The sequence below is a fragment of the Paractinoplanes tereljensis genome (assembly GCF_016862435.1).
Classification (GTDB): Bacteria; Actinomycetota; Actinomycetes; order Mycobacteriales; family Micromonosporaceae; genus Actinoplanes; species Actinoplanes tereljensis.
In genome coordinates, this window is the sequence record NZ_BOMY01000051.1 from 116,697 (window position 1) to 128,952 (window position 12,256).

Sequence of the window (12,256 nt, forward strand, 5' to 3'; positions counted from 1 at the left end):
CTCCTTTCAGTACGCGAAGGCCAGCGGGCGGTCTTCGGCGTCCTCACCGGTGTCCGGTGGGATCTCGGGCGCGCCGGCCTTGGCGTATTTGACGAAGAGCCCGACCTCGATCACCGCGAGCACGCCGTAGAGCAGGGTGAGCCCGATGAACGAGGTGGCGACGGTGCCGGCCCCGACCGAGGGCGAGACGCTGTCGGAAGTCTTGAGAATTCCGAACACCGACCAGGGCTGCCGGCCCATCTCGGTGAAGATCCAGCCGAACGAGTTGGCGATCAGCGGCGCCCCGATGGAGAAGATGCCGGCGATCCAGAGCCAGCGGCTCCGCGGTGACCGCCCGCCCCGGGTGAACCAGAGCGCGGCCGCCGCGACCAGCATGGCGAGCCCGCCGAACCCGATCATCAGGCGGAACGACCAGTAGGTGACCGGGACGTAGGGCTTGTAGTTTCCGGCGCCGTACGCCTGTTCGTATTCCTTCTGGAGGTTGTTGATTCCTTCGACCTCGCCGTTCGGGCTGCCGGTCGCCATGAAGGAGAGCAGCGACGGAATGCGAACGCTGAACACTTCCTCGTCGCCGTTGAGCGAGCCGAGCGTGAAGATCGAGAAGCTGGCCGGCTTGGAACTGTCGTAGAGCGCCTCGGCGGCGGCCATCTTCATCGGCTGCTGCTCGGTCATCACCCGGGCCTGCAGGTCGCCGGTGATCAGCACACCGACCCCGGCGATCAGCACCACCCAGGCGCCGAGCTTGAGGCTGGGCCGGAAGACGTCTTCCTGGTTGCGCCGCTTGAGGTGCCAGGCGCTGACCGCGACCAGCACGGCGCCGGCGGTCAGCAGGCAGGCGGTGATGGTGTGCGGGAAGGTGACAAGGGTGGTCGAGTTGGTCAGCACGGCTCCGATGCTCTTCAGCTCGGCGCGGCCGCGGGCCTCGTTGATCTCGTAGCCCACCGGGTGCTGCATCCAGGAGTTGGCGGCCAGGATGAAGTAGGCCGAGAGAATCGTGCCGAGCGAGGCGAGCCAGATCGTCGCCAGGTGCAGCTTCTTCGGCAATTTGTCCCAGCCGAAGATCCACAGGCCGAGGAAGGTCGACTCGAGGAAGAAAGCGAGCAGGCCCTCAATTGCCAGCGGGGCCCCGAAGATGTCCCCGACAAAGCGCGAATAGTCGCTCCAGTTCATGCCGAACTGGAACTCCTGCACGATTCCGGTGACCACGCCGATCGCGAAGTTGATCAGGAACAACTTGCCCCAGAACTTCGTGGCCCGCAGGTAATGCTCCTTGCCGGTCCGCACCCAGGCGGTTTGCAGACCGGCAACCAGAACCGACATGCCGATGGTGATCGGCACGAAGAGAAAGTGGTAGACGGTAATGACCCCGAACTGCCATCGGGCCAGGTCTAGCGCGTCCACGAGCGGATCCTTTCAACAGATTCGCTCGTATCCTTTCGATCGGTGCGTCCCGTCGGGCAGGGCCAAAGGTCCTGTCAGCTTGACCGGTGATCGCCGAGCAGCCGGGTGGCCAGAACCGCGGCCTGGGTGCGTCGTTCCAGGCCGAGCTTCGCGAGCAGGCTGGACACGTAGTTCTTCACCGTCTTCTCGGCCAGGAACATCCGGGACGCGATCTCGCGGTTGGTCAGGCCCTCGGCGATGAACTCGAGGATCCGGCGCTCCTGGTCGGTCAGCCCGGCCAGCTCGCGCGGCGCCTCCACACCGTTGCGGATGCGCTCCAGGACCCGCTGCGTGATCGCCGGGTCGAGCAGCGACTGCCCCTCGGCGACCCGGCGCACCGCGTCGACCAGGTCGGTGCCGCGGATCTGCTTGAGCACATAACCGGAGGCGCCCGCCATGATCGCGGCGAACAGGGCCTCGTCGTCCTCGTAGGAAGTGAGGATCAAGCCCTTGATCGACGAGTCGATCGCCCGGACGTCGCGACACACGTCGATGCCGTTGCCGTCGGGCAGCCGGGCGTCCAGCACCGCGACGTCGGGACGCAGGGCCGGGATGCGCCGGGCGGCCTCCTGGGCCGAGCCGGACTCGCCGACGACCTCGATGTCGCCGTCCGCTTGCAGCAGGTCGACAAGGCCCCGGCGGACCACTTCGTGGTCGTCGAGCAGAAAGACTCTGATCATGACTCTTTCCTATCGGAAGTTATCCACAGGTTCCAAGTGCCGAAGGTCCCGACAGCCGCCGGGCCGCTAGCCTTTGCGGCATGTCGTCGGAACCGCCTTCGCTGGGGCTTGGCCCGCTCTCCAGGGTCCGCCTGGACGAACTATTGCATGAGATGCTCGACCGGGTCAGCGATGTCATGGCCAGCCGCGAACGACTTCGAGCGCTGCTCGACGCCGTCGTCGGCATCGGCACCGACCTCGACCTCCGCAGCACCCTGCAGCGCATCGTCGAGGCCGCCTGCGCGCTGGCCGGCGCCAAGTACGGCGCTCTCGGCGTGATCGGCGCCGACCGCAACGACCTGGTCGACTTCATCACCCACGGCATCGACCCGGCCACGCACGCCAAGATCGGCGACCTGCCGCACGGGCGCGGCGTGCTGGGCCTGCTCATCACCGACCCGCACCCGGTGCGACTGCCCGACATCACCAAACACCCCCAGTCGTACGGTTTTCCCGCGCACCACCCGCCGATGCACAGCTTCCTCGGCGTTCCGGTGCGCACCCGCGACCAGATCTTCGGCAACCTCTACCTGGCCGAGAAGAAGGGCGCCGCCGAGTTCAGCCAGGACGACGAGGAGATCGTGGTCGCGCTGGCCGCCGCGGCCGGGGTGGCCATCGACAACGCCCGGCTCTACGCGATCGCCCAGCGCCGGGAGCGCTGGCTGGCCGCCACCGCCGAGATCACCGGCGTGCTGCTCGGCGAGGTCCGCAGCAACGACGCGCTGCGCCTGATCGCCCGGCGCGCCCGCGAGGTCTCCGGCGCCGAGCTGGTCATGGTCCTGCTGCTGGACGAGGAGAACAGCCGCTACACCATCGAGGTGGCCGACGGCATGGAGCAGCTGGCCGGCCGGTCGGTCTCGGTCGACCCGGAGATCTCGGCCGAGCTGGGCACCGAGAAATACCGGATCGTGGAGGAGCTCTACGAGATCACCGAGTGGCCCGAGGTGGTGCCCTCGACCCGGGCGCTGGCCGCCCCGCTCACCACCGCCGAGGGTCTGCGCGGCGTGTTGATCGTCACCCAGCCGCCCGACCGGATCGTCGACGACGAGGAGGCCGCGATGCTCTCCACGTTCGCCGGCCAGGCCGCCCTGGTCCTGGAGCGGGCCCGCGCCCAGGAGGAGCGGGAGCAGTTCGTGGTCCTCGAGGACCGCGAGCGCATCGCCCGCGACCTGCACGACGTCGTCATCCAGCGACTGTTCGCCACCGGCATGCAGCTGCAGGGCGCGGTGCCGCACGCGGCCCGCCCGGAAGCGGTCAAACGGATCAACTCGGCCGTCGACGACCTGGACGCGACGATCCGCGACATCCGCCGGTCGATCTTCGAGCTGCGCACCCCGACCGGCCCGTCGCTGCGCACCGAGTTGCGCGAGGCGGTCGAGGCCGCGGCCGGCACGCTCGGTTTCCGCCCGGTGCTCGACACGGTCGGCCCGGTTGACAGCGCGATCCCCGACGACATCGTGCCCGAGCTGATGGCCGTGCTGCGCGAGGCCCTGTCCAACGTCGCCCGGCACGCCCAGGCCACCAGCGCCCGGGTCACCGTGCACGCCACCGGTGACGAGGTGGTGCTGCGCATCGAGGACAACGGCGTCGGCACCGACGTGATGCAGGCCCGCGGCGGCATCGTGAATATGATCGACCGCGCCGGTGACCTGGGCGGAGAGTTCGAGATCGGGCCCGGCCCGGGCGACGTCGGCACGGTGGCGACCTGGCGTGCGCCCATAACCGGCTGATCCGGGACCTTCGGCCCTGACCGGCGGGACCCAGCGCGCGGCACTGTGGTCACATGACAGCACTGGAAGACGCCGCCCGCGCCGCTCAGCACGCCCCCTCGGTCTTCAATACCCAACCGTGGTCGTGGCTGGTCACGGGCGACACCATGGAGCTGTTCGCCGACGTGAGCCGCCGGCTCGACACCGTCGACCGCGACGGCCGGCTCCTGCTGCTGAGCTGCGGTGCCGCCCTGCACCACGCCCGGGTCACGCTCGCCGCGGCCGGTCGCCCGGCCGTGGTCGAGCGCATCCCCGACCCGGCCCGGCCCGAGCTGCTGGCCCGGGTGCGGCTCGGCGAGCCGGCCGAGCCCGACCCCGAGGCCCTGCGCCTGGCCGACGCGATCACCATCCGGCGCACCGACCGGCGCGCGTTCGGCCCCCGGCCGGTCGACGAGCAGGAGCTGACCCAGCTGCGCCGGCTGGTCGAGGCCGAGGGCGCCTACCTGCACGTCGTGCGCCCCGAGCAACTCCCCGAGCTGGCCGTGACCGCCGAGCTGGCGGCCCGCGCCGAGCAGGCCGACCCGGCCTACCGCGCCGAGCTCGGCCGCTGGACCAGCCGCCCCGACTTCGCCGGTGACGGCGTGCCCGCCAGCACCGCGGTGCGCGACGAGCTGCGCCGGGTGCCGGTCCGCGACTTCGCCCCCGACGGCGACGCCGGCCTGGCCGCCGGCACCGAGCACGACCAGGGCGCGGCCTACGTGGTGCTGTTCGGCACCACCGACGAGCCCGCCGACCTGCTGCGCGGCGGGGAGGCGCTGTCCGCCCTGCTGCTGCGTGCCACCGCCGACGGCCTGTCCACCGCGCCGCTCAGCGACGCCATCGAGGTCGAGTGGCCCCGCAACCTGCTGCGCGGCATGCTCTCCGGCCTCGGCGACCCCTACCTCGTGGTCCGCCTCGGTTACCTGCCCGCCGACATCCCGCTGCCGCGCGCCCCACGCCGGGACCCGCGCGACGTCATCACCATCGTGGAGTGATCATGGACGCCTACAACGAGGCCGACCTGCATCTCGCGGCCGCGGCCGCCGTTCGCGCGCCGTCGCTGCACAACAGCCAGCCGTGGTTGTTCCGCCGGTCCGGCGGGGCGATCGAGATCCTGGCCGATCCGGCCCGCCGGTTACCGTCGGTCGACCGCACCGGCTGGGCGGCCCGCATCGCCTGCGGTGCCGCCACCTTCAACGCCCGGCTCGCGCTCGCCTCGGCCGGCCGACCGGCCGTCGTGCAGCTGCATCCCGACCCGCGTGAGCCGGGCCTGATCGCCCGGCTCACCCCGGCCGCGGAGCGCCCGCCGACCTACGCCGAGGTGGAGTTGTTCGACGCGATCCCGCGCCGGCACAGCAACCGCCAGCCGTTCTGGCCCGACCCGGTGCCGACCGACGTGCGGGTCCGGCTGCTCGAGGCGGCCCGTTCCGAGAGCAGCTGGCTGGCGCTGCTGGTCGGCACGGTCGCGGTGGCCGGCTTCTCCGAGATCGCCACCAGCGCCGACCGGGTGCTGCGCCGCGACACCGGCTACCAGGCCGAGATGGAGGCCTGGCGGCACGCGATCCCGGCCTACGCCCGGGCGCCGATGGCCGAACCGCAGGACATCCTGCCGCAGCGCTTCTTCAACGAGCGCCGCCGCGCTCCCGGCCACGACTACGAGCCGGAACCGCTGATCGGCATCCTCGGTGTGCCCGGCGACAGCTCGGCCGACCAGAGCAACGCCGGCCAGGCCATGCAAAAGGTCCTGCTCACCGCGACCGCGGCCGGCCTGGACACGTCGCTGATCAGCCAGCCGATCGAGGTGCCCACGGCCCGCGACCAGCTGCGCCGCGCCCTCGGCCGGCCCGGCCACCCGCAGATCGCCATCCGCTTCGGCTACGGCACCCCCGGCCACCCCACCCCGCGCCGCGAGATGTCCGAGGTCCTCACCGGCTTGGGGACTTTGGTCCCGGGCATTCCGGGAGCTTAGGCCCAGGTGGAAGGCCCCTACCGAGAGGAGAGTCAAGCCCAGAGAGATTGAAATCTAGGAGGAAGAAATGACCACCATCGGCCGGAACAACGCGGCCCACCTCGAACAGGTGGAAGCCCCCGGCGCCATGCTCACCAAGGCAGGCGCCCGTGTCCTAGCCGCCCTTCGGGTAGCCACCGGCTTCGTCTTCCTCTGGGCTTTCCTCGACAAGGCTTTCGGCTTCGGCTACTCCACCCCGTCCGCCAAGGCCTGGATCAACGGCGGCAGCCCCACCAAGGGCTTCCTCGCCAGCGTCGAGGCCGGCCCGCTCAAGGGCTTCTTTCACAGCATCGCCGGCACCCACTTCGCCAACTGGGCCTTCATGATCGGCATGCTGGGCCTCGGCCTGGCCCTGATCCTCGGCATCGGCCTGCGCGTCTCGGCCGTCGCCGGCACCCTGATGATGGCCTTCATGTGGCTGGCCGAGTGGCCGCTGGCCAGCGGCTCGTCCAACCCGCTCGTCGACTACCACGTCGTCTACGCCCTGGCCGCGATCGTCTTCGCCCTCACCTACGCCGGCCAGACCTGGGGCCTGGGCCGCATCTGGGCCAAACTCCCGATCGTCCAGAAGAACCGCTGGCTGATCTGACCACCGAACCCCAATGCCCTGCCGGCCTTCCGGCAGGGCATTCGCGTGCGCAGACCCATCCGGTACGCCGTGGAAGCCGCCGGTCAGCTCACGTGCTGGGCGATGACGCGGGCGCAGTCCAGCGATTCGGCGTGGGTGGTGTCGACCTCGACGTCGTACACGACGCCCTGGTGCACTTTCTCGGCCTGCCCAGCCGCCATCCCGGGCGGCCGGTCACCTCGGGCGAATTCCCGCGCGGCGGCGGCCTCCGGCGCACAGTGCACGCCGACCCACAGCACCTCCAGGCCCCGCAGATGGCCACGGAGGCGCTCCTGCGAGGTCCGGCCGCCGAGGAAGACGTCGTCGATGATGATCCGTGCGCCCGCTCGGGCCATCGCGGCCACACCCGTCGTCCAGGCGGTTTCGATCGCACGCCAGTCGTCCCCGAGGACGACCTCGCCGGCCTGCCCGAACGAGATGCCGGCACCGGACTCGAGAAGTGCGGGCGGCAGCCGGTCGACCAGATCGTCCACGCCCAGGTTGATCCACGGCTGCGGAAGGATCGCCTTCAGACAGCGGACGATGCCGGACTTCCCGGAACTGGACCCGCCGTTCACCACGATGACATCAGTGCCCATGCGCTGAGCTCGCCCCCAGAGATCGTGCGACCTGCCAGGCTAGTGGCTCGGCCGCCAGCCGGTTACCGAATATCGGCCGGACCCCCCGGTGCCGTGCCGAGGAATTCGACGGCCGCCGCCGCGCGCACCTGTTCACCAACGGCGTCGGCCAGCGCGTCGGTCACCCCGGCCGCGAGCCGGCCCAGCACGTCGGACGCGTCGGGGCGATCGAGGACGGTCGCGCGAATGCCGAACGTGACCAGCGGGGCCGGACCCTCGGCCGGCCGGCCGCCGATCCCCCACCGCCCGGCCGGGACGCCCACGAGCAGAACCTGCACGCTCTCCCGAATCCAGTCGCCGTAGACCGCGACGACGGCATCGGTGAGCCCGGCGATCAGCGCGGCCTCCCGACCGGCAAGATCGCTTTCCGGTGCATGCACGGTGAGATGAGGCATGCTGCCCTCCCCTAGGATGCCTTTGACGACAAATAACCTTTGACTTCAAAGCTATTCGGGAGGCCGCCGAGTGTCAACGCCCGACAAGCTGGACGACGCCGTGCGCGAGCTGATCATGCTGCTGCCCCGGCTGGTGGGCCGGGCCAAGCGCATCACCCCGCCCGCCCGGCTGGAGGGCCTCGACCTGGCCCCGCGTCACCGGTCGCTGCTGTCCCTGCTGCTGCTCGACGGCCCGCAGACGGTGTCGGAACTGGCCGCCCGCCTGGAGGTCGCCCCCACCACGGTGAGCCTGCTGATCGGCGACCTGAGCCGCAAGGACATCCTGGTCCGCCGCGAGGATGACGAGGATCGCCGCCGCCGGATCGTCGACATCGCCCCCGACGCCCGCGACGCGATCTCGCAGTGGCTGTCCCCGTTCGCCGAGGCCTGGCGCCGGGCCTTGGCCCCGCTCTCCCCCACCGAACGCCAGCTGATCGTCGACACCCTGCTGACCTACGAGGCCGCCGTCTCCGACACTTGACCGTGAGCGCTCACGGGGAATTCAGGCCGACTCGCGGCGCACCAGGGTGGTCGGCAGGACTCGGGAGGACGGGTGCCGGCCGGCTATCAGCTGCACCAGGACCTCGACCAGCTCGGCTGCCACCTGGGCGAGCGGCTGGCGGATGGTGGTCAGCGGGGGCATGGTCGCCGACGCGATCGCGGAGTCGTCGAAGCCGCCCACCAGCACGTCCCCGGGCACGCTGCGACCGGCCGCGTGCAACGCCTGCAGCGCCCCGACGGCCAGCAGGTCCGACGCCACGAAGACCGCGTCCAGGTCGGGATATCCGTGCAGCAAACGGTCCATCGCGGCCCGCCCGGCCTCGATGCTGTACGACTCGGCGCGAGCGATCGCGCCGTCCGGAACGGCCTCGCCCAGCACGTCGCGGAAGCCGGCCAGTCGTTCCGCCCCGCCGGGGGTGTCCGGTGGGCCGGCCACCGTGGCGAGCCGCCGGGCGCCGCGGTCCAGCAGGTACTGCGTCATCAGGCGGGCGCCGCCGCGGTCGTCGGCCGCCACGTACGGCATCAGCGGGCCGGCGGCGGGCACGCGACCGCAAATGACCACCGGCACCCCGGTCTCGTGCAGCGCGGCCGCCAACGGGTCGCCGTCGTGCATGGACACCAGCAGGACCCCGTCCACGTGGCCGCCCCGGGCGAAGTGCAGCACGCGTTCGCGCTCGTCGGCGTTGCCGGCCAGCATCAGCATCAGGCCCCGGCCCTGGGCGCCGAGCAGTGCCGTGCAGGTGCGCATCAGGCCGCCCAGCACCGGGTCCTCGAAGAGCCGGTCGGGCGGCTCGGACAGCACGAACGCGACCGCCCCGGACCGGCGGGTGACCAGGCTGCGGGCGCTCTCGTTGACCACGTAACCGGTCTGCCGCATCGCCTCCCGCACGGCCTCGAGGGACGCCGAGCTGACGTGGTTGGCACCGTTGAGCACCCGCGACACGGTGCCGCGGGAGACGCCGGCGATCTCGGCGACGTCCTCCATGGTGGGTCCGCGGCGCTGGGCCCGCCGGGCCGCACCGCGCGATTTCGGGTGGGCGGGCGCTTCGTCGGACATCGGTGCACGATAACGCGCCCTTGACAGGAAACGTAGCGCCGGGCACCGTGAGCGCTCACAGTCTCCTTCGGACCGAGGAGCTCCTCAATATGTCGTCGTCCTCCATCACCCGCCGCGGGCTGCTCGCCGGCGCCGGCGGCCTCGCGTTATCGACACTTCTGCCATCAGTTGCGCAAGCCCACGGAAGAGCAACCACCCTCTCCGTGCGCGGCGCCGACCTCTCCTTCCTCCCCCAGCTCGAAGAGGCCGGTGTCCGCTACCGCGACCTGGCCGGCCGGGTGCGCCCGGCCGAGCAGATCTTCGCCGCGGCCGGCGCCAGCTACATCCGCCTGCGCGTCTGGGTCGACCCGCCCGACGGTTACAGCGACAAGGCTCGCGCGCTCGCCCTGGCCCGACGGGCCAAGCGCGCCGGCCTGAAGATCCTGCTCGACCCGCACTACAGCGACTTCTGGGCCGACCCCGGAAAGCAGCCGATCCCGGCCGGCTGGCCCACCGACCTGCCCGGCCTGACCAAGAAGATCCGCTCCTACACCCGCGAGCTGGTGCGTGACTTCGCCCGGCAGGGCACGCCGATCGACATGATCCAGATCGGCAACGAGATCACCAACGGCATCCTGTGGCCGGTCGGGCAGCTCTACCTACCGGACGGCACCCAGCAGTGGCAGGCCTTCACCGACCTGCTCAAGGCCGGTCGCCAGGGCGCGCTGGAGGGCCAGCCGGACGCCAAGATCGTGCTGCACATCGACCGGGGCGGGAAGCTGGGCGACACCCGCTGGTTCTTCGACAACATCACCACCTACGAGGTGCCGTACGACATCCTCGGCCAGTCGTACTACCCGATGTGGCACGGCTCCTTGGCCGAGCTGCAGGCCAACCTGATCGACTCGGAGCAGCGCTACGACAAGCCGGTGCTGATCGCCGAGCTGGCCTACCCGTGGACGTTCGAGGACGGTGACGGCCGCGGCAACATCGTCGGGCCGGACTCGGTGCTGCCCGACGTGGACCGCTTCCCGGCGACGCCCGCCGGTCAGGCCGGGTTCTACGAGGCCGTGCGCGACGTTCTCAAGCAGGTGCCGGACGGGCGCGGGCTGGGCTTCCTGGCCTGGGAACCCGAGTGGATCCCGGGGGTGGGCTGGCAGCCGGGCGCGGAGGCGTCCAACGACAACCTGACCCAGTTCGACTTCACCGGCCGGGCCCTGCCCTCGATCCGGGCCTACCGGCGGCCGTAGCAACAGACGCCGGCGAGGATCACGCCAGATCCAGATCCGCGTAGATCGCGGCGTGATCCGAGCCGGCGTGCACGGCACTCGTCATGGACGAGTAGATCGGCCACAGCGTGCCCCGCCGGCCACCCCAGACCCCCTGGCGGAAGATCCCGCCCCCGGTGGTGACGGCCCACAGCGCCGGCGAGAGCAGGACGTAGTCGAGCTTGTTGCGAGCGGTGCAATACCCGTACGTGCCGGGTCTGCCGTTGTCGTCGAAGCCCGGATGGGCGGAGATGTCCCGCAGATCGCTGCCGGCCAGCAGCGGCCGCAGTGGTTCGCTGTCGGGTGTGTCGTTGAGGTCGCCGACCACGGCCACGTGCGCGATCCCGTCGGCCACCAGGTCCCGGTAGATGTCAGCCACCCGAGCCGCCTGACGGAACCGGATAGCGTCCGAGGCAACCTTCCCGCCGTACCCCTTGCTCTTGAAATGATTGACCAGGACGGCGACCTTGACCCCCGCCGGGGTTCGAAAGTGGTATTCCGCGCAGTCGCGGCTGAAGACCCGCCCGACGTGGTCCACGTCGTCGACGTGGCTGCGCTGCGCGACAAGCGGAAACCCGCGGCCGGCCAGCACACCCACGTCGATGCCGCGTTCGTCGTTGCCATCGACGACCATGACGTGCGGATAGCGCGGCCGCCCGTCCACCACCAGCCCGGCGTCGGCGAAACGCTTGAGCGCGAAGCGGCTCTCCGCCTCGATCACCCCGACGATGTCGGCGCCGACGTCCTCGAGCACCCGCGCGGTGTGGCTGAGCGCCAGTTCGTCGCAGCGGTCGGTGGTCAGCTCGACCCAGCCGATCCAGTCGGCCCGCCCGCCCGCGACGACCGTGACCTGCCCATCTCGCGAACGCCGCAGCAACCGGCCGCGATTTTGCCGCAGCCGGGCGAATTTCGCCTGGTCACCGCGCCGCAGGCCGAGTTTCCCGAGCTCGCGGAGGATCTCCCGCTGGACAGTTTCGGTGTAGACAACCTCTTCGAGCAAAGAGCAAATTCGCTGGTACGCCTCCAGCACCGGCCGTCCCGACGACCACGTGCGCTGGTCGAGGGCGCGGGCCCGGTTGAAGAGGTTCTCGACGTTGAACGCAGCGATCCGCATCGACTTCAGTTTTACTGCGCGGCGGCAATCACCCGGGTTAGCGCGGCGTGCAGAGTGCGTAAATCTTCGATCGGCAGGCCGAGCCGCTGCACCACGGCCGGCGGGATCTTCTCGGCCTCGGCGCGCAGCGCGCGGCCGGTGTCGGTGAGCGTGATGGCCAGGCTGCGCTCGTCGCCGGCCTTGCGCTCGCGGCGCAGGTAGCCGATCGCCTCCAGGCGCTTGAGCAGCGGCGACAGCGTGCCCGGGTCGAGCTGCAGCAGCTCGGAGAGGCGGCGCACGGAGACCGGCGCGTATTGCCAGAGGGCCAGCATCACCAGGTATTGCGGGTGGGTCAGGCCCATCGGCTCGAGCAGGGGGCGGTAGACGGCGACCACGCCGCGGGCCGCCACCGACAGCGCGAAGCAGACCTGCTCCTCCAGCGCGAGTGGATCCTCGTCACTCAAATGCCCGTCCCCCTTCAGTTCGACCCCATCCTACCGATAGTTTGTACACCAACGGTTGGTGCACAAACTATCGACTCGGAGGCCGTCATGGCGAAAAGCCGGTTCGCGCAGTGGTTCCGCAACACGTTTCACGACTGGATGTTTCGATCGTTGATCGGACCGGCCCAGACCCAGAATGCTGTGCAAGGCTGTGACCAGAGTGCCCGCGAGCAATGGAAACGCGATCTCGCCGCGCGCAAGCGCTACACCCAGGAGCAGCGCGAACGCCGTCGGCAGGAGCGTTCGATTTCTTAGAGTAAT

At 70.5% G+C, this 12,256-nt stretch carries 14 protein-coding genes; 7 read left to right on the forward strand and 7 right to left on the reverse strand.

Features of this window, described 5'->3' with window-relative positions:
* Nucleotides 1-6: 6 nt before the first annotated feature.
* On the reverse strand, nt 7-1,401 hold the full coding sequence (locus tag Ate02nite_RS40495; protein WP_203813227.1) for a cytochrome ubiquinol oxidase subunit I: 1,395 nt from the start codon (nt 1,399-1,401) through the stop codon (nt 7-9).
* Between the two features lie 74 nt (nt 1,402-1,475).
* Entirely contained in the window at nt 1,476-2,120 is a 645-nt protein-coding gene (locus Ate02nite_RS40500) for a response regulator (RefSeq protein WP_203813228.1), read from the reverse strand.
* 80 nt (nt 2,121-2,200) lie between these two features.
* Between Ate02nite_RS40500 and Ate02nite_RS40505 the strand changes: the two genes are divergently transcribed.
* The 4 genes from Ate02nite_RS40505 (at nt 2,201) to Ate02nite_RS40520 (ending at nt 6,504) form a co-directional block, all read left to right on the forward strand.
* The gene (locus Ate02nite_RS40505) at nt 2,201-3,889 is read left to right on the forward strand and encodes a GAF domain-containing sensor histidine kinase (protein ID WP_203813229.1); all 1,689 of its coding nucleotides are present in this window, start codon (nt 2,201-2,203) and stop codon (nt 3,887-3,889) included.
* 53 nt (nt 3,890-3,942) lie between these two features.
* Nucleotides 3,943-4,902, forward strand: a complete 960-nt coding sequence (locus Ate02nite_RS40510) for an Acg family FMN-binding oxidoreductase (RefSeq protein ID WP_203813230.1) — start codon at nt 3,943-3,945, stop codon at nt 4,900-4,902.
* A gap of 2 nt (nt 4,903-4,904) precedes the next feature.
* On the forward strand, nt 4,905-5,876 hold the full coding sequence (locus Ate02nite_RS40515; protein WP_203813231.1) for an Acg family FMN-binding oxidoreductase: 972 nt from the start codon (nt 4,905-4,907) through the stop codon (nt 5,874-5,876).
* Nucleotides 5,877-5,943: 67 nt separating this feature from the next.
* The gene (locus Ate02nite_RS40520) at nt 5,944-6,504 is read left to right on the forward strand and encodes a DoxX family membrane protein (RefSeq protein WP_203813232.1); all 561 of its coding nucleotides are present in this window, start codon (nt 5,944-5,946) and stop codon (nt 6,502-6,504) included.
* A gap of 83 nt (nt 6,505-6,587) precedes the next feature.
* On the opposite strand, the gene cpt is transcribed toward Ate02nite_RS40520, so the two are convergent.
* The gene (gene cpt, locus Ate02nite_RS40525; RefSeq protein ID WP_203813233.1) at nt 6,588-7,121 is read right to left on the reverse strand and encodes a chloramphenicol phosphotransferase CPT; all 534 of its coding nucleotides are present in this window, start codon (nt 7,119-7,121) and stop codon (nt 6,588-6,590) included.
* A 62-nt stretch (nt 7,122-7,183) separates the two neighbouring features.
* On the reverse strand, nt 7,184-7,555 hold the full coding sequence (locus Ate02nite_RS40530; protein WP_203813234.1) for a tautomerase family protein: 372 nt from the start codon (nt 7,553-7,555) through the stop codon (nt 7,184-7,186).
* Nucleotides 7,556-7,625: 70 nt separating this feature from the next.
* Between Ate02nite_RS40530 and Ate02nite_RS40535 the strand changes: the two genes are divergently transcribed.
* A complete protein-coding gene (locus tag Ate02nite_RS40535; protein WP_239148069.1) occupies nt 7,626-8,075 on the forward strand; it encodes a MarR family transcriptional regulator in 450 nt (149 codons plus the stop codon).
* Nucleotides 8,076-8,096: 21 nt separating this feature from the next.
* Here Ate02nite_RS40535 and Ate02nite_RS40540 read toward each other — a convergent pair whose 3' ends face one another.
* On the reverse strand, nt 8,097-9,152 hold the full coding sequence (locus Ate02nite_RS40540; protein WP_203813235.1) for a LacI family DNA-binding transcriptional regulator: 1,056 nt from the start codon (nt 9,150-9,152) through the stop codon (nt 8,097-8,099).
* Between the two features lie 89 nt (nt 9,153-9,241).
* Between Ate02nite_RS40540 and Ate02nite_RS40545 the strand changes: the two genes are divergently transcribed.
* A complete protein-coding gene (locus Ate02nite_RS40545; protein WP_203813236.1) occupies nt 9,242-10,381 on the forward strand; it encodes a glycoside hydrolase family 53 protein in 1,140 nt (379 codons plus the stop codon).
* A gap of 19 nt (nt 10,382-10,400) precedes the next feature.
* Here the strand turns inward: Ate02nite_RS40545 and Ate02nite_RS40550 are convergent, their stop codons facing one another.
* A complete protein-coding gene (locus tag Ate02nite_RS40550) occupies nt 10,401-11,513 on the reverse strand; it encodes an endonuclease/exonuclease/phosphatase family protein (protein WP_203813237.1) in 1,113 nt (370 codons plus the stop codon).
* A gap of 11 nt (nt 11,514-11,524) precedes the next feature.
* Nucleotides 11,525-11,956, reverse strand: coding sequence for a MarR family winged helix-turn-helix transcriptional regulator (locus tag Ate02nite_RS40555; protein WP_203813238.1), 432 nt, complete (start codon nt 11,954-11,956; stop codon nt 11,525-11,527).
* An 87-nt stretch (nt 11,957-12,043) separates the two neighbouring features.
* On the opposite strand from Ate02nite_RS40555, the gene Ate02nite_RS40560 reads away from it, so the two are divergent.
* Nucleotides 12,044-12,250: a hypothetical protein gene (locus tag Ate02nite_RS40560; RefSeq protein ID WP_203813239.1), complete on the forward strand. Its 207-nt coding sequence runs from the start codon at nt 12,044-12,046 to the stop codon at nt 12,248-12,250.
* Nucleotides 12,251-12,256 lie beyond the last annotated feature (6 nt).

Excerpts from the sequence above, each read along its gene's own strand:
- Ate02nite_RS40500 (WP_203813228.1), bottom strand. The coding sequence starts at position 2,120 with ATGATCAGAGTCTTTCTGCTCGACGACCACGAAGTGGTCCGCCGGGGC.
- Ate02nite_RS40505 (WP_203813229.1), top strand. The coding sequence starts at position 2,201 with ATGTCGTCGGAACCGCCTTCGCTGGGGCTTGGCCCGCTCTCCAGGGTC.
- Ate02nite_RS40510 (WP_203813230.1), top strand. The coding sequence starts at position 3,943 with ATGACAGCACTGGAAGACGCCGCCCGCGCCGCTCAGCACGCCCCCTCG.
- Ate02nite_RS40515 (WP_203813231.1), top strand. The coding sequence starts at position 4,905 with ATGGACGCCTACAACGAGGCCGACCTGCATCTCGCGGCCGCGGCCGCC.
- Ate02nite_RS40520 (WP_203813232.1), top strand. The coding sequence starts at position 5,944 with ATGACCACCATCGGCCGGAACAACGCGGCCCACCTCGAACAGGTGGAA.
- cpt (WP_203813233.1), bottom strand. The coding sequence starts at position 7,121 with ATGGGCACTGATGTCATCGTGGTGAACGGCGGGTCCAGTTCCGGGAAG.
- Ate02nite_RS40530 (WP_203813234.1), bottom strand. The coding sequence starts at position 7,555 with ATGCCTCATCTCACCGTGCATGCACCGGAAAGCGATCTTGCCGGTCGG.
- Ate02nite_RS40540 (WP_203813235.1), bottom strand. The coding sequence starts at position 9,152 with ATGTCCGACGAAGCGCCCGCCCACCCGAAATCGCGCGGTGCGGCCCGG.
- Ate02nite_RS40545 (WP_203813236.1), top strand. The coding sequence starts at position 9,242 with ATGTCGTCGTCCTCCATCACCCGCCGCGGGCTGCTCGCCGGCGCCGGC.
- Ate02nite_RS40550 (WP_203813237.1), bottom strand. The coding sequence starts at position 11,513 with ATGCGGATCGCTGCGTTCAACGTCGAGAACCTCTTCAACCGGGCCCGC.
- Ate02nite_RS40560 (WP_203813239.1), top strand. The coding sequence starts at position 12,044 with ATGGCGAAAAGCCGGTTCGCGCAGTGGTTCCGCAACACGTTTCACGAC.